Below are 15,670 nucleotides of genomic sequence, written 5' to 3'. Positions count from 1 at the left end.
TGCGGCGACGGCGGTCGTGCCGACGCTCCGATCACCTACGAATCGAGGCCGATGGCGGCCGCCGGGTCCACCGCGCATTCCTCGCCTCCGTGCGGGTCCTCGAAGAGGGCGTCGACGCCGTGGCGAGGCAAGGCGATCTGGCAATCCCCTGGGAGCGTGGAGTCTTCGTCGATGCGGCTTGAGCCGTGAACGGGCCTCAGCACGCTTCTCGCTGATGATCCGTCCGAACTCCACCGATGGCAGTGCGCCGGCCGCGCTGTGCCTTCGGCGCGTGCTGAAGGTCGAGGCCAACCTGCCGGGTCGTGACCCAGATCCCCAACGTCACGGCCATCGCCGCTGACGACGAGGACCCCGCGTCATGCGTCGCGCCGGACCTGCTGCTCACCTTCTGGAGCCCTTTCGGCGGCGATGACGAGCCGGACGATGAGCACGGCTCCTACTTCAACTCCGCCAACGTGGTCTTCGCGCGCTGCCATCAGATACGGCACCAGCTCGAGCTCTGCGCTCCCATTGTGGTCCTCAAGGCGGCTTTGACCTACTTGCGGGCCCTCCGCGCCTTCCACAACTCGATTCGTGACGGACTGCGAGACGGCGTGGCCGACCACCACGCGCAGACCATGTCCGCCACTCACGTGGCAGAGGTGAAGCCAACGGCTTCGCCCGCGATTGGTGATGGGTGTAGGCGTAACTCCCTCTCGGGAACAGGGTGTTGCGACGGCCACTGGGCCGGCCGAGGGCCCAGTGGTGCGGCGGTAGGCGGAAATTCGCTGGTCGCCGATTGCCGATGGTGTTCATACTTCCGCAATGGATCCGGTGACTCTTGAGACCGACCGTTTGGTGCTGCGGGCCTTCACAGCTGCTGACGTGGATGCGGTGTACGAAGCCTGCCAGGACGAGGACATCCAGTTCTACACCCCGGTGCCGGTGCCGTACCGGCGTGCGGACGCGGAGAAGCTCGTCGGCGAGAAGCTGCCCGCGCAGTGGGCCGAGGACAGGGACTGCACCCTCGGCGCGTTCCGCAAGGACACCGGTGCCCTGGTCGGCTCGTACTGCCTGACCCTCCTCAGCCGCGGCGTCTGGGAACTCGGTTACTGGGCGGTCAACGAGCAGCGCGGCCAGGGCTTTTCGGTGGAGGCCGCTCGGGCCCTGTGCGACTGGGGCTGGGCCACGCTCGACGTGCACCGCATCGAGTGGTGGGCCATGGCCGGGAACACCGGCTCACGTGCGGTCGCCGAGAAACTCGGCTTCACGGTAGAAGGGACACTGCGCAATCGCGGCATTGCCAACGATGGCAAGCCGCACGACTGGTGGGTGGGCGGACTGCTGAGGCCCTGATGCTCGGGCCGGTGCTGTGCTGGCTGCGGTAGCTCTTCCGCAGCGAGGTGCCCAGCTCAGACAGTTCCGCAGAACCAACGACACCCATTGGTGATCGGTCGCCCGCTGCCGGCGGCGCGCGGCTTCGCCGTGCCCGACCGCTCTGATATCCGGCTGCACACTCTGGCGGACGTGTTCGCATACTCCGAGGCGGAGGGTATCCGGCTGCAGATCGACGGCGTCGAGACCCAGGGCCTCCATACCCTCGCCGCCGGCATCGACCGAGATCGCGCCGCGGTCATCGCCGACCTCGCACTGCCCTGAAACGCGGGCGTAGTCGAAGGCCACGTGGACTGCTCGCCGCGTTCGGAGTCGGTGCCTTTATCGGAGTGAATGCAGCCGGTCTTATGGCCGACGGTCAGCTCCGGCAAGGCATGGTCCTCGCGATGTGGGCTTTGCCTGCCGGGTGGGCGGTACTGGCCATGACCAGCACGCAGACAGCGCCGCTGTTCATCGTCGCGGTTGTCCAGGGCGGCCTGTCGTTCGGAATTGGATCGACCCTCGTCAACCGTGTCATGCATGTCGCGGCCGATGCCCCGTCCCTGAACGGGGCGTTCGCCACCGTGGCGCTGAACGCCGGTGCCTTCCTGGGACCACTGCTCGCCGGCGCCGCGACTGGGGCCGACGGGTGACTACCGACATGCTGCATGGGTCAGCGCTGCCCTTGCCGGCACCGCAATTGCGGTTACTGCCGCCTCGCGCCTGAGCCCTGCGCACGGAATGCGTGAAGAAGCACGGTGACGTGCCGCGGCGCCTTGTGAGTGTCCGGGTCGCGGCCAAGCCGGTCGCGACCCGGTTCTCAATGTGGTCAGCCGCGGTGGTTCAGAGCTCTGCCGGGCGGATAGCCGAGATGCTGATCGGGGTGCCGTTCTTCGTGGCGTTCCTGACCGCTGTGGCCACTCGTTGGCGGCGGCGCTCGGCGTCTGCCTGGCAGCCGTCGCGCATGACGGGGATCATGGCAGCCTCCAGGGCCTGACCTCGGGAAGTGGCTGGCCGACGCGGGGCATGCCCATGCGGGGTATCCCCAGCATCACCGTGCGGCCGCGGCGGACCACGGCGACGGATGGATCTGGGCGCGCGTTCTTCTTCTGACAGGTTGTGCAGGTCTGCCTTGACCTGGATGATCAGGCGGCGGATGCGGCGGATCTCCTCTTCGAAGGTATGGCCTCGCTGCGGGCCCAGTCGTCGGCCTCGAACGTCGGTATGAGTCGCTCGCGACTCCGGAGGAGGTCAGCGAGGTAGCGCTCCAGGTCGGGAAGACAGGAGACGTCGGTGTGGAAGTCGTCGCAGCCGACGCAGCGGATGCGAAGCGGGCAACTCTGCCAGGCAGCTACGAGGTTGTGCTGTTCCAGGCAGATGCCGTAGGCCGTGGGGACTTCTCCGATGGCCCGCCGTACATGTTCGGAGTCCAGCATCGCCTGTGCTTTGCGCCAGACGCGGTTGCCCGCGACGGTCGAACTGCAGGGCGGTGACCCGGTCGACGGCCTAACCCCGTCGTTCCTGGCTGCCCCGCAATGGTGGAGTCGGGCATTGGAACTGTCCGTATGCCTGGGTCTGGACGTCGGGTGCAGTGCCCAACTCTGACTTCCTGGTCGGGAGAGTGTCGTGCTGCCGTCAGGTAGCCGATGTGCTGTGTGTTGCCCGGTAGTGCGATGGAGGTGTCCCGTAACGGCTGACGAATGCCTGGCGGAGCGTTTCGGCGGTTCCGAAGCCGCATTGTGCCGCCACGCTTGCCACGGGTAGGGAGGTGGAAGTCAGCAGGTGAGCGGCAGCTTCGGTGCGCGCGTCGCGGACGAATCGGCCTGGCGCTCTTCCAACATGGTCGATGAACAGGCGGGTCAGGTGGCGTTCGCTCACCCCCACGTCGGCTGCCAGCACGGGTGCGCTCAAGTCGTCGGCCAGGTGGCTGGTGATGTGGTCGACGGCTCGCTTGACCAGGCTGTTCGTGGGTGCTGGGGCGGCTGTGAACATGCTCATCTGTGCCTGGTTGCCGGGCCGTTGCAGATAGGTGACCAGGCCCCGGGCCACGGCGCGCGCCAACCGCGCGCCGTGGTCCTCCTCGATGAAGGCCAGGGTCAGGTCCAGGGCGCTGGTGACGCCCGCCGCTGTGGACACTCTTCCGTCGCGAATGTAGATCGGCGCGGGATCCACGGTGATCTCCGGGTAGGCCAAGGCCAGTTGCTCGGCATACCGCCAGTGAGTTGTGGCGCGTCTTCCATTGAGCAGGCCAGCGGCGGCCAGGATGGTTGCCCCTGTGCAGACCGAGGCCACTCTGCGGCTCTCCCGGGCCAGGCGGCGGACATGGCCGACGATCAGAGGATTGTCCGCTGCGGCCTCATGGCCGAACCCTCCCGAAACGATCAGCGTGTCCAGCGGCCCCCGCAGCCGCTCCAGGGACCGCTGGCCTTGCAGCGTCAGCCCCGAGTCGCAGGTGATCGCGTGGCCACCCGGGGTGGCCACGCTCACGGCGTAGGCGGGGCTGGCTCCGAGCCGGTTGGCGGTGGTCAAGCTTGTCGTCACGCAGGAGATGTCCAGCAACTCGGCCTCGTCGTATCCGACGAGGACCACCACTCGTTCCTCCATGACCGCGACCCTATGTCGGAATGACATGTATCCCAAGAATTCCGACCTGATCGCTGTTGCCCTTGGCACTGCCATGGCCAAAGGCTGAAGGTGACGGCATGACCAAGACGCTCGCCTTCGTGCTCTATCCCGGCATCACCCCGCTCGACCTGGTGGGGCCGCTCCAGGTGCTGTCGGCGCTGGCCCAGATCGACCCGTCGTTCGAGGTGGTCGTCGTCGGACAGGACCTCGCGCCCTTGCACACCGACACCCCGCTGACGCTGACGCCGAGTCACACCTTCGACCAGGTCACCGAGCCCTTCGCGCTGATCGTGCCAGGAGGGACCGAGCCGACCCTCGCCGCTCTGGCCAACGAGCCCTTGCTGGATTGGATCCGCCAGGCCGCGCGAACGGCTGAGGTAGTCGGCTCGGTGTGCACCGGCTCGCTGATCCTGGGTGCCGCCGGCCTGCTCGACGGTCGTCAGGCCACCACTCACTGGGGATTCCGCGACCTGCTGGCCAAGTTCGGCGCGACGCCCGTCGCCGAACGCTGGGTCGAGGCCGGTCCCGTGATCACCGCCGCGGGAGTGTCGGCCGGTATTGATATGGCCCTCCACCTGGTTGAGCGCCTCGCGGGTGAGCAGACCGCCCGCACTGTCCAGCTCCTCATCGAGTACGACCCGCAGCCACCTCTGGGCGGCATCGACTGGCACTCCGCCGACCTCGACTTCTTCAGGCCCCATGCCCAGGCCATGGTGGAATCGGCCCTGGCAGAGCATCCCGCGCTCCTGACCCGCCTGACATCCTGAGCATCGCCCGGCGGCGAAGGCCCCCGCCCGGTGCCGCACCACGTTGAACCCGGAAGCATGACTATTGGGCGCGGACGGTCGCGCGGCCACTCCGGTGCAGGTCGAGCGTGGCGTCAACCCAGGATCGGGGCACCCCATCCCTCGTAGATGTTATGGCGGTCAAGCAGTCAGCTCGGCTCCCAAGCCTCCGGCCCACCCTTGAGCCATACCGGCCTGGATGGTTCACGATGAAGGGCCTGTCGGGGCGGGCCAAGCACGAGAGCCGAGACGCGCAAGCCAGCAGGAGCTCTCAGTGCGTGTGGGCCGGCGGGTGGCGGCGGACGTGTCCTTTTCAAGGCGGCTGGGTGATGTCACTGTGGGGTCTCATCGACCCGGCCGGTTTACGGCTCGTGAGGAGGCGGCAGTGCCCGACAGCAAGCACAAAGGCGACCCTGCTCCCATCAAGCCGTGGACGCCGCCGCCGACTCCACCGAGTCCTGACGGCAGTGGCGGAAAGTAGCTGGGCCGATGGACTACCGTGCCGTGGCCGGCAGGGAACTCGAGGCTATGGCCGTCTTCCGGTCGCCATGGCTGCGTGCCGCGTTCGATGCTGTTGATCGCGAGAGCTTCGCGCCCTCACGGTTCTGGGCGCTCCAACCCGATGAACAGGGCCTGCTTCCCGTCGTGGACCGGTCCCTTGACACCGACTCCTGGCAGCGAGCGGTGTGGGATACCCACCGTTCCCTGATCACGCAGATCGACGACGGCCGCACACCGCAAGAGGGGCCGGCCCGGGGCGACTACACGAGCAGCATCTCGGCTCTCGACATCGTCTTCGAGAAGCTCAATCACCTCGGCCTTGAGCCATACCACCGGGTCCTTGAGCTCGGTACCGGCTCCGGGTATCACACCGCGCTGCTGTGTGAACGGGTCAGCGCGGACCGGGTGACCACGGTCGAGATTGACCCGGCCCTGGCGGCGTGGGGGGCCAGGAACCTGAAACAAGCCGGGTACGAGCCGGACGTCATCACCGGTGACGGTCTGGCCGACTGCACCCAGAACGCACGCTACGACCGGATCATCAACACGGCGTCGCTGCGCACCATCCCGACCGCGTGGAGAGAACAGACAGCCGACGACGGCATCATCCTGACGCCCTTCAACACGCTGTATGCCGGCGGCGGGCTCCTCAAACTCCACGTCCAAGGCGGCGTCGCCTCGGGCCGGTTCGTCGGATCGGCCTCCTACATGTGGGCTCGCTCCCAACGTCCTGCGCTGTCCACCGCGCACGCGGACACCTACACCATGCAGGCCTCACCCATCGACCCGGACCAAGTACTCGACCGGACCTGGGCACAGGATTTCTGCATCGGCCTGTACGTCCCTCACCTGAGCGTCGACATCAGGAACGATGCCGACGGAAGCCGCCAGGCCCAGATCCGCGACGACACCAGCGAGTCCGTCACGATCGTCCGGTTCGCCGACTGGTGGGACCAGGACGCCGTCACGATCTGGGGCCGGAGGAACCTGTGGAACGACGTCGTGGCGGCCTACACCACATGGCGAACAGCCGGACAGCCCCACCCCACTCGTTACGGCCTGACCTTCGACCACCACGGACAGCACCTGTGGCTCGACGAACCAGACAGGGCCGCGCTGCCAGGCTGATGCATCAGGACGTCCGATCTGAGCGTGCCGACACCTCCTTCCCCATGGGGAGGGAGGTGTCTTTCTCCCCTGGGCATCGGCTGGGGCGCGCTGCGCGCGGGGTTGACCGAGGCTTCCTTCTCCCGGTTTCACGGCCCGCAGCACGTCTCGGCCGAGGTCCCCTCGGCACCGGCCCCGTAGACCTCGGCAGCCGAAGCGTCTGGTTGCGCGGACGCGGGGCCGGACCGCGCGGGGCCGGGCTGGGTGGCTCCTTGGCGGGCAGGGAACGCCCGAAGGGCCCCGCTATGGCGAGACCCTGCGGGCGATGCACCTACTGGGGGAGGCGGGCTGTTCAACGAGTCGGAGCCGGATCGGTTCTGTGGAAGCCGTCCGCCTGGCACTGGCTGCCACGGTGTGAGCGCCACCGCATTGTGGGGAAAGTACGCCACGGCGGATTTTCGGTGTGTGAGCGGGGTTGTGATGCCGGACAGGCGGGTGCGCGGGCCGCAGCCGCAGCGGCGGCCGAAGCGGGAGACGGTGCGGGTGCTGACGGCGGTCGAAGGCGTCCTCGACCGCTACCGCGACCGCGTTCCTGTCTCGCTTCGTCAGCTGTTCTATGTGCTCCCGAGTGATGGCGTGCTGGCCAAGACGGAGCGTGATTACAAGCGGATGTGTGAGTACGTCGGCATGGCCGGCCACTCCGGCCGGACCTCGTGGGACGTCATCCGGGATGACACGCAGATCGCCGTGGACGCCCCGCCCTCCTTCAGTGGCCCCACAGGATTCTGGGCGGCTGTCGAGTCGGCGGCCGATGACTACCGTGTCGACAGCCAGGCCGGACAGCCCGTGCGGCTGGAGCTGTGGTCGGAGACGCCCGTTCTGTACCCAGTGACTGTTGTTGCTCACACGTCCGGTCATCCCCCGCCGGTCACGGCACCTTCCATGAGCCCACTTTTAGGCCTCCGGCGCCGGAAATGGCGGAACGCCTACAGGGGGGTGTTCTTTTACTCGCCCCTGAATAGCCCCACCAGGTCCTGTCGGCCGAAGATGCCAGCCGCTTCGATGGCGGACGGATCCCCGGCAGAGGGGTCCGCTCCATGCGCCAGCAGGGTCCGCACGATCTCGTCCTCGCCCTTGAAGACGGCCCCAGACGCGGGCGCCACCGCCTGGGCGTGCCCTGGACTGCCGAGTGGAGCTGGTCGAGGACCCGCTGGGGGAGGCCCTGCTGGTGTGCGGCCGCGGTGACCGTATCGTGCTGGGAGGATCCTGGCCTGGCGGGCGGCCTGCTCCTCCGGCAGAGCGGCTCGGACTCGGGTGCAGAGTTCGGTGTTACCGCTCCGGGAGACGGCGGATGAAGTCCAGGAGCAGGGTGCAGAATGCAGCGGGTTGTTCCAACGGCGCGAGGTGCCCCGCGGCGGGGATGATCACGGTCTCGCCTGCGTCGAGGTCGCGGGCCAGTCCCTCGCCACCCTCGAAGAAGTCGGGCATGTCGTGTTCACCGACGCCGACCAAGGCGGGAGCGGTCAGTGTGCGCAGCGCTGCCGTTCCTTCGCCGAGCGGGTCCGCCGCCAGTGTCGGCTCGCCATGGGCGAGTTGTTCGGTGAGCTGGCCGCGGAGCATACGCGCCGCGTGAGCGCGTATTTCGTCGGTCGCGCCGGCCGAGGTCCACGCCTCGACGCCGGCTGTCACCGCTGCGTCCAGGTCTCCGGCGGCGAGCGCCGTCCTTTCGGCGTCCCAGGCGGCTTGCAGACGTGGGGAGGCCGGCTGGTCGTGGGGCCGGTACCCGACGAGCACCAGGCCCTCGACTCGCTCGGGTGCCGTGACGGCGGCCTGGAGCGCCACCAGGGCGCCGAGGGAGTTCCCGGCCAGGACGAAGCGGTCTGCCCCGAGGTGGTCGAGCGTGTCGAGTACATCTGTCCAGGGGGCGACTTCACGGTCTTCGGGCACGACCGCGTCGCCGTGGCCGGGCAAGTCCAGGGCGATGGCCCGCACGCCCGCGTCGGCGAGCAGAGGGAGGTGGGCGCCCCACATGGTTCGGTCGGTGGGACGGGCGTGCAGCAGGACCACAGGGCGGCCTCGGCCCGTCTCATCGGAGGGCAGCAGCATGGCAAGCATCTTTCTTCGGTGGGAACAGGCAGTGGGAACAGGCGATGGGAAAGGGGTGGGAGACGGAAACGGGAAGACAGCCGACTCACGGTGCGAAGGCGCGGGAGACCTGCCTTCCTGGGGCGGCTGTCACGTCGCGGCGGTCAGTTCGTCGGTTTCCGCGTCGCTCAGCCGCAGGGTCGCCGCCGCCAGGTTCTCCTCCAGGTGCGCAACCTTGGAGGTACCGGGGATGGGCAGCACGACCCCGGAGCGGGCCAGCAGCCAGGCCAGCGCCACCTGCGACGGGCGGGCGTGGTGAGATGTTGCGATCCGGTCGACCGGGCCACCGGGGCGGGCCAGCTCACCGGCGGCCACCGGCGCCCAGGGGATGAAGCCGATGCCGTGGCGGGTGCAGTACTCCAGGACGTCGGCGGAGCTGCGGTCGGTGAGGTTGTAGCGGTTCTGGACGGTGGCGATCTCCACGATCGCGCGAGCCTGCTCGATCTGGCCGACGGTGACCTGGGACAGTCCGACCGCGACGATCTTGCCCTCGTCCTGGAGCCTCTTCAACTCGCCGACCTGGTCCTCCAACGGGACCTTCGGGTCGACGCGGTGCAACTGGAACAGGTCGATGTGATCCACGCCGAGCCGGCGCAGACTCATCAGGGCCTGCTGCCGCAGGTACTCCGGGCGCCCGACCGGCGGCCACGCCGCCGGACCCAGGCGCACCAGTCCCTCGTTGGTCCTGATCACATCAGGCCCGTTGCGGGTCAGCCCGGCCTTGGTCGCGATCAGCACGTCGTCGCGGTAGGGATGGATCGCCTCCCGGATGATCTCCTCGCTCACATACGGGCCGTAGGAGTCCGCTGTGTCGATCAGCTGCACGCCGAGTTCGACGGCGCGGCGCAGCACGCGGACGCACTCCTGACGGTCGTCGGGTTCACCCCACACCCCGAGTCCGGTCAGGCGCATGGCGCCGAAGCCGAGACGGGCGACTTTCTTTCCGGCTATCTCGAAGGTGCCGACGGCGTCGGCCAGTGACGCGGTCATGATCGGAATTCTCCTTCTTCTGCGAGATCGGTCCGGTCCGTCAGGGTCGCTTCCTGCTCGGACAGTCGGCCAAGCAGGACCAGGGCGTCGGCGCTGGCGCTGCCGGGTTCCGCGCTGTAGACCGACAGGTGCTGTCCGGGGGCGCTGGTGACGGCGAGCGCCTCGAAGTGCAGACGTATCTCCCCCACCCGCGGGTGCCGGAAGTGCTTGTCCTCGTGCGTACGAGGACGGACCTCGTAGCGCGCCCACAGGCCCGTGAAGGCGGGGCTGCGCACGCTCAGCTCGCCGACGACCCGTTCGATCCGCTCGTCCTGCGGGAACTGCGAGGAGGACGCCCGCAGGTTGCCCACCGCGATCCTCGCCGCGTGGTCCCAGTCGGCGTAGAACTCACGCGCGAAGGGATCGAGGAAGATCATCCGCAGCAGGTTGTCGTACCGGGCGAAACCGCGGTACAGCTCCCGCGCCATCGCGTTGGCCGCCAGCACGTCCTGCGCCGCCCCGACCACGAAGGCCGGCGCATCACGCATGCCGTCCATCAGCCGCAGCAACTCAGGAGCGACGGTCCTCGCGGCAGCCACCGTCCCGACGACGGACAGGCCCAACCGGAAGAGATGGGCGGTCGCCGCGTCGTCCAGTCGTAGTGTCCCGGCGATCGCCCGCAGCACCTGCTCCGACGGGTGCCGCTCGCGGCCCTGCTCCAGCCGGATGTAGTAGTCCGTGCTCATCCCGGCCAGTAATGCCACCTCATCACGCCGCAGCCCCGGCACCCGCCGGGGCCCGTCGTCGGGCAGGCCGACATCCGCCGGTGCGACCGCCGCGCGACGGGCACGCAGGTAGTCGCCGAGTTCGTTCTCACTTTCCATGCCAGCCACGCTATTCGGCGACGGTCGCCGGGGCGTGGGTGCGCTGCACCCACCCGGGAAGGGTCGCTTCGACGCGGACCGGCTCCGTGACCTGCTGGCCGGCCTGCCGCTACCGCACTTCGAGAGGCGGATCGTGCGCCGGCCGTACCCCTTCATCGCGGCCCTGTCGTCGGGCAGGGCACCCCGACCTGGCCAGCCCCTCGAGGACACGACTCGTCACCCTCCTGAGCGCCATGGCGCTCGTGGTCCCCGTGACACTGGGCGCCGCCCAGAGCGCCAACTCCCCAGCACCCTCGCCCCGCCCGTGGTCCGCCGCCGCCCCCGGGTCGCTTCGGGGCACGCGGATGCGGGACCGTCTCGAAGGTGGGTGCGTCACCTGCCTGGCCTGCGGTGACGGTGAAACCCAGAGGCTGTGCGCCGCTGTCCGCGGCCAGATGGCCCTTGGTACTCAGCCCGCCCCGGGAGCGTCCGAGCGCCTGAGCGATGGGTGACCGCAGGGGCGCTTACCGAGAGCGCCCCTGCGGTGTGACCGGTCAGCCTTCCCGCGCTCACTCGGCGACCTCGGGCAGGTCGATGCCGTGGGGTGCGAGCCGGAGACCGGTAACGAGATCGGGGTGGATCCGGACCGTGTGGTTCATAGTCTCCGTCCCCCACGGACTGAGCATCGTCCGATATCGTGCGACTTCACCTGGATCTGTGATCAACCGGGCATACCCCGTGACGACGACACTCCAACCGAAGTGTGTGTCGGGGTCGATGGAGTCCGCCTCATAGGCCACGACAACTCCTTCCGCGCCGCCCTGTCGGGCGTGGGCGCTCAGGGCCGCTCCCTCATGGGTACGGATGACGATCTCCCCGTCGTCCAGCACGTGGTTGACCGGGCGAACGGTTGGCAGGGCGTGCCGGGTGAAGACGATTCTTCCCAGGGACACGCTGCCGAGCAGCCGCAGGGCCTCGGTCGCGCTCAATTCGACGCTCCGGCAGGGTCCGCCCGCGAGCCGGGGGCGCTCGGCGCTCATGACGGAGTTCCGCACGGGCAAACGGTGCAGAGCGTGCTGTGGGCAAACCTGCCAGTGCCTGGGGGAGGCTGGTCGCACCGGCGGACGGTGGGCCGGAATGACATGGCGCGTGTTCTGCCTTCCTGGGCTGGAGCGGTCATCGGAGGTCACGGAGCCTCAAGCGCCGGGCATTCGACGAGTCGCGTGTGGAGGGGTATTCCCGATGGAACGTCGGACGAGCATGGAGCACTAGGGCCGGTCGGCCCCGATTACGCCCCGATCGGTCCCTCTGGGCGCCGGCCGACGCGCGGCGGGAACTCGTCGACGAGGGGGAACACATGCCCGTCCGTCCGGGCCGAGTAGGTGTCGACCGCGACGGCCTCGGGAGGGATGTGAGGGCCGACCGGCCCTGGTCTTTGGGTTCGGTGGCGAGAAAGATTCAGGTCGTACGCCGGTTGTGCCAGCTGACGGGCGCCGGCACCAAGACGTGACGAGGAGCATGGCATGGCGGACGGCGAGCGGACCGGCCCTGAGCATCCGATCCGGGTGTTTCTGCTGGACGGCCATGAGGTCGTGCGGCGGGGGGTGCACGACCTGCTGAACGACGAACCCGACATCACCGTGGTAGGTGAGGCCGCTACGGTCGAGCAGGCGCTGGTACGCGTGCCCGCGCTGCGCCCGCAGGTAGCGGTCCTCGACGTGCGCCTGCCGGACGGAGACGGCGTGCGACGCGAGCGCCACCACCAGGCTGATGGCGCGTCTGCGCGGCGGGCAGCAGAAGGAGGAGGAGCCGGACGCCCTGCCGGGACTGACCCAACGCGAGCGGGAGATCCTGGCGTTGATCGGCGAAGGACTGACGAACCGTCAGATCGGTCAGCGGCTCTACCTCGCGGAGAAGACGGTGAATAACCACATCTCCCGGCTGCTGGCCAAGCTCGGCGTCGAACGGCGCATCCAGGCCGCCGTCATCGCCACCCAGGCGCAGGACCGGATGCGGCAGCAGGGCAGCTGACACCGGCCCTCGATGCCCGCGGCACGGACGGTGCCGCGGGCCGAAGGTCCCGCCGTCTGCTCCCCGTACGACCCAAGCCCCGGCCCGCTGCCTGCCCGCAGGTGATGGCACAGACACCAGCGGGACATCCTCGGGGGGCGACGGACGTGAGCGTACGCGTGGGCATCAACGTACGTCGCCGATCGGCTCCCACGCGGCTGAGAACCGCTGCCACGCTCGGCGATGACGTGCGGGGGGTGGTGCTCCTGGTCCGCGTAGCGGGCCAGGCCGTCTTCTCCGAGTAGGAGACAGCGCCGCTCGAGGCGTTCGCCGCGCAGGAACTCGCTGAGCGCCGCCGGACCGCCGAGCAGATGGCCCTTTTGGACGATCGCGACCGCATCCCCCGGGACCTGCACGACCTGGCGATCCAGCGGCACTTCGCGGCCGGGATGACGCTGCAGAGCGCGGGGCGTTTCATCGAACACCCGGAGGCGGCCGAGCGGGTGGCCCGCGCGGTGGACGACCTGGACGAAACCATCACGATCATCCGGTCAACGATCTTCGGTCTCCGTGCGCGGGAGAGCGGCTCCGGGTCTGGTCTGCGCGCCCGTGCGGTACGCGCGCTCGGTGAAGCCGCGCCCGTCCTGGGCTTCGCTCCCGGTCTGCGGATGGAAGGTCTGCTGGATACCCACGTATCGCGGGACACAGCCGACAACATGGTGGCCGTCCTCTCCGAGGCCCTGACCAACACCGCCCGGCACGCGCGGGCGAGCCGCGCTGACATCGCGCTCGGGACGGACGGACGCGAGGCGCGGCTGGAGATCTTTGACAACGGCGTGGGCATCCCGGCCGGGGGACGCCGCAGCGGACTGGCCAACCTGGCGGAACGGGCCCGCAGTTGGGGCGGCGCATTCACCTGGACCTGCCCGGATGGCGGGGGCACCACCTTGGTGTGGCAGGTGCCGGTGTGGGAGAGGCAGGCCCTGTCGTCCGGCGGCGACGTCGCGCAGGGGCGACGGCTCGACGCCCGGCGGCCCGGACGGAACCGAATCATAGGGACCATCGGCCTCCCGCGGGGGACTGGTGGCCACTGAGCGGGAAGCTCCTGGCGCAGCAGGATCAGTCGTAGATCGACTCGTCTGCTGGGCCGGCCGTAACAAGGAGCGCTGTCATGCCCGTGACCCCACGAGAATCCGAACGTCCCCGCGAAGCGGGGGCGGACGGTTCTCCCGGTACGAAGACCCTGCTCCGACTGCCGGCGGCCACCGCGTTGGTGGTCGGCAGCATCATCGGTACCGGTGTCTTCGCTCTGCCGTCGGCTCTCGCACCGTACGGACCCATTTCACTGGTGGCGTTCGTCGCCGTCCCGCTCGGCGCACTCGCCCTGGCACTGACCTTCGGGGCGCTGTCCAAGCGTGTCGCGGCAAGCGGCGGCCCCTATGTCTACGCCCGTGAGGCGTTCGGCGAGTGAGGTGATCCCCGTGGTGACTCTGCTGGTCTTTTCACGGTGAGTCTTGCGTGATCTTCGTGAGGGCGGGACAGTGAGGGCGGATAGGCGTTCGCGGGGAGCCGGTGGGGTGATCCGTGATGTCGTTGTGGTCCAGGCCCGGTTATGAAGTTCCGGCGTTGACGGAGCAGGTGGCGCGGGCCGCGTTCCCGAAGGGCTCGCTGGCGATCCGGATGCGTGACGCGCTGGGCGAGGTGTTCGTCGATGAGCAGTTCGCCCACCTGTTCGCGACCCGTGGGCATCCTGCTACCTCGCCGGCCCGGCTGGTCATGGTACGCCGAGGGCCTGACGGACCGCCAGGCCGCGGAGGCCGTGCGAGGGCGGGTGGACTGGAATCCTGGCTGGTCAGACGAGTGCGGAACTCGCTGAGTACCGAGGCATCGAACCCGGGGTCCTCCAACCGCAGGCCCAGGAGGAACTGCGGCACCTGCGAGAACACGGGCTGCTCGAGCGGGGCGGGCGGCAGCGCACCGACGCCACCCACGTGCACGCCGCGGTCCGCCTGCTGAACCGCCTGGAACTGGCGATGGAGACGATGCGCGCGGCCCTGGAAGCCCTGGCGGTCGCCGCCCCGGTCTGGCTACTCGAACACGCCCCGGCCGCCTGGTGGGACCGGTACGCGAAGCGCGCGGACGACTACCGGCTGCCCCAGTCTGAGGCTGCCCGCACCGCACTGGCCACCGCCGTGGGCGCCGACGGTTACCGGCTCCTGGACGCGGTCCATCGCCCCACCGCCCCGGCCTGGCTTTGCGAGCTTCCCGCACTGCAGGTCCTGCGCCAGGTCTGGGTCCAGCAGCACTACCGTGACCAGCACAGACACCGTTTGGCGCGGCAAGAGCGACCTTCCGCCCAGCGCGACCGCGATCGGCAGTCCGTATGACACCGACGCCCGCTACGGCATCAAGCGGGGCATGGGCTGGCGAGGATTCAAGGGACACTTCACCGAGGTCTGCGAGCCGGACCGGCCCCATGTCATCGTCCATGTCGCCACGACCGCAGCCACCTTGAGCGATGTGGAGACCGTCACCGCTCGCCATGCGGACCTGGCCGCCGCCGACCTGCTGCCCGATCGGGAGCTGGTGGACGCCGCCTACGTCAGTGTCGACCACATCCTCGATGCCGCTGCCGTCCACGGCGTCGACTTGTTCGGTCCCGTCCCAGCCGGCCACCAGTGGCAGACCCGTGACCCGGACGCCTACGACCTGACACACTTCACCGTCGACTTCGGACAGCGTCATGTCACCTGTCCCACCGGCGCGACCAGCCGCAACTGGCGCGAGTCCATCAGTGCCGACGGACTGCCGACCATCCAGGTCACTTTCCGTCTCCCGGACTGCACCCCCTGCCCGCAGCGCGCCCGCTGCACACGCTCGACGGTCAATGCCCGGTCCCTGACCTTCCGACCCCGCCCGCAGTTCGAGGCCCAACAGCGCCTGCGTGCCGAGCAGTCCACTGACGCCTGGCGAAAGCAATATGCCCTGCGCTCGGGAATCGAGGGCACCATGTCCCAGGCATCCCGCCGATGCGACATCCACCACGCCCGCTCAAGGGGACTGCCAAAACCCACCTGCAACACGTACTCACCGCGATGGCCCTCAACCTCGTCCGCATCGACGCATGGCTCTCCGGAACCCCACTCGGCGGCAGCTGGACCTCACGCTTCGACACCCTCCGCCTCTCACTCTCATCACCGTGAAAAGACCAGCAGAGTCACTCCGGGGGTCACCTCACTATGCACCACTACCCCTGCCCGGCGTCTCACGCACTCGACCAGGTGGTGAGCCAGCACTGTGCCTTCCACTGAT

General features: G+C 68.8%; 15 protein-coding genes and 4 pseudogenes. 11 read left to right on the top strand and 8 right to left on the bottom strand.

The window, feature by feature from the left end:
- The first annotated feature begins 302 nt into the window (after positions 1–302).
- The 4 genes from OG522_RS01795 (at position 303) to OG522_RS01780 (ending at position 2,006) form a co-directional block, all read left to right on the top strand.
- A complete protein-coding gene (locus OG522_RS01795; protein ID WP_329461125.1) occupies positions 303–824 on the top strand; it encodes a hypothetical protein in 522 nt (173 codons plus the stop codon).
- Entirely contained in the window at positions 805–1,335 is a 531-nt protein-coding gene (locus OG522_RS01790) for a GNAT family N-acetyltransferase (RefSeq protein ID WP_329461124.1), read from the top strand. The genes OG522_RS01795 and OG522_RS01790 overlap by 20 nt, the downstream gene beginning before the upstream one ends.
- A 90-nt stretch (positions 1,336–1,425) precedes the next feature.
- A complete protein-coding gene (locus tag OG522_RS01785) occupies positions 1,426–1,638 on the top strand; it encodes a hypothetical protein (protein WP_329461123.1) in 213 nt (70 codons plus the stop codon).
- A gap of 83 nt (positions 1,639–1,721) precedes the next feature.
- Entirely contained in the window at positions 1,722–2,006 is a 285-nt protein-coding gene (locus tag OG522_RS01780; RefSeq protein ID WP_329461122.1) for a hypothetical protein, read from the top strand.
- Positions 2,007–2,196: 190 nt separating this feature from the next.
- Here the strand turns inward: OG522_RS01780 and OG522_RS01775 are convergent, their stop codons facing one another.
- The 3 genes from OG522_RS01775 to OG522_RS01765 form a co-directional block, all read right to left on the bottom strand.
- Positions 2,197–2,331 (bottom strand): hypothetical protein, encoded by a 135-nt coding sequence (locus OG522_RS01775; protein WP_329461121.1) that lies wholly within the window; start codon positions 2,329–2,331, stop codon positions 2,197–2,199.
- A 167-nt stretch (positions 2,332–2,498) separates the two neighbouring features.
- Complete coding sequence (locus OG522_RS01770; protein ID WP_329461120.1) at positions 2,499–2,789, bottom strand: hypothetical protein; 291 nt, start codon at positions 2,787–2,789, stop codon at positions 2,499–2,501.
- Between the two features lie 199 nt (positions 2,790–2,988).
- On the bottom strand, positions 2,989–3,957 hold the full coding sequence (locus tag OG522_RS01765; protein WP_329461119.1) for a GlxA family transcriptional regulator: 969 nt from the start codon (positions 3,955–3,957) through the stop codon (positions 2,989–2,991).
- 98 nt (positions 3,958–4,055) lie between these two features.
- Here OG522_RS01765 and OG522_RS01760 point away from each other — a divergent pair, with 98 nt between their 5' ends.
- Both OG522_RS01760 and OG522_RS01755 read left to right on the top strand, forming a co-directional pair.
- Positions 4,056–4,745, top strand: a complete 690-nt coding sequence (locus OG522_RS01760; protein ID WP_329461118.1) for a DJ-1/PfpI family protein — start codon at positions 4,056–4,058, stop codon at positions 4,743–4,745.
- Between the two features lie 546 nt (positions 4,746–5,291).
- Positions 5,292–6,392: a methyltransferase domain-containing protein gene (locus tag OG522_RS01755; RefSeq protein ID WP_329461117.1), complete on the top strand. Its 1,101-nt coding sequence runs from the start codon at positions 5,292–5,294 to the stop codon at positions 6,390–6,392.
- Positions 6,393–7,700: 1,308 nt separating this feature from the next.
- On the opposite strand, the gene OG522_RS01745 is transcribed toward OG522_RS01755, so the two are convergent.
- The 5 genes and pseudogenes from OG522_RS01745 to OG522_RS01725 all read right to left on the bottom strand — a co-directional run bounded on the left by OG522_RS01745 (position 7,701) and on the right by OG522_RS01725 (position 11,388).
- A complete protein-coding gene (locus tag OG522_RS01745; protein WP_329461116.1) occupies positions 7,701–8,477 on the bottom strand; it encodes an alpha/beta fold hydrolase in 777 nt (258 codons plus the stop codon).
- Positions 8,478–8,606: 129 nt separating this feature from the next.
- On the bottom strand, positions 8,607–9,506 hold the full coding sequence (locus tag OG522_RS01740; RefSeq protein ID WP_329461115.1) for an aldo/keto reductase: 900 nt from the start codon (positions 9,504–9,506) through the stop codon (positions 8,607–8,609).
- Complete coding sequence (locus OG522_RS01735; protein WP_329461114.1) at positions 9,503–10,369, bottom strand: helix-turn-helix transcriptional regulator; 867 nt, start codon at positions 10,367–10,369, stop codon at positions 9,503–9,505. The genes OG522_RS01740 and OG522_RS01735 overlap by 4 nt, the downstream gene beginning before the upstream one ends.
- Positions 10,370–10,734: 365 nt before the next feature.
- Positions 10,735–10,848: pseudogene (locus tag OG522_RS01730) on the bottom strand (IS5/IS1182 family transposase); the annotation flags it as partial.
- Between the two features lie 69 nt (positions 10,849–10,917).
- Positions 10,918–11,388: a pyridoxamine 5'-phosphate oxidase family protein gene (locus OG522_RS01725; protein WP_329467445.1), complete on the bottom strand. Its 471-nt coding sequence runs from the start codon at positions 11,386–11,388 to the stop codon at positions 10,918–10,920.
- A gap of 483 nt (positions 11,389–11,871) precedes the next feature.
- Between OG522_RS01725 and OG522_RS01720 the strand changes: the two are divergent.
- The 5 genes and pseudogenes from OG522_RS01720 to OG522_RS01700 all read left to right on the top strand — a co-directional run bounded on the left by OG522_RS01720 (position 11,872) and on the right by OG522_RS01700 (position 15,646).
- Positions 11,872–12,379, top strand: a pseudogene (locus tag OG522_RS01720) (response regulator transcription factor).
- Between the two features lie 218 nt (positions 12,380–12,597).
- A pseudogene (locus OG522_RS01715) lies at positions 12,598–13,326 on the top strand (sensor histidine kinase); the annotation flags it as partial.
- 275 nt (positions 13,327–13,601) lie between these two features.
- A pseudogene (locus OG522_RS01710) lies at positions 13,602–13,826 on the top strand (amino acid permease); the annotation flags it as partial.
- 523 nt (positions 13,827–14,349) lie between these two features.
- Positions 14,350–14,745, top strand: a complete 396-nt coding sequence (locus tag OG522_RS01705; protein ID WP_329461113.1) for a hypothetical protein — start codon at positions 14,350–14,352, stop codon at positions 14,743–14,745.
- On the top strand, positions 14,669–15,646 hold the full coding sequence (locus OG522_RS01700; protein WP_329461112.1) for a transposase: 978 nt from the start codon (positions 14,669–14,671) through the stop codon (positions 15,644–15,646). Before OG522_RS01705 ends, OG522_RS01700 begins: the two co-directional genes overlap by 77 nt.
- The last annotated feature ends 24 nt before the right edge of the window (positions 15,647–15,670 follow it).

This window comes from Streptomyces sp. NBC_01431 (assembly GCF_036231355.1).
In the GTDB taxonomy this organism is placed as follows: domain Bacteria; phylum Actinomycetota; class Actinomycetes; order Streptomycetales; family Streptomycetaceae; genus Streptomyces.
This window is presented reverse-complemented; position numbering and strand designations above follow the sequence as displayed.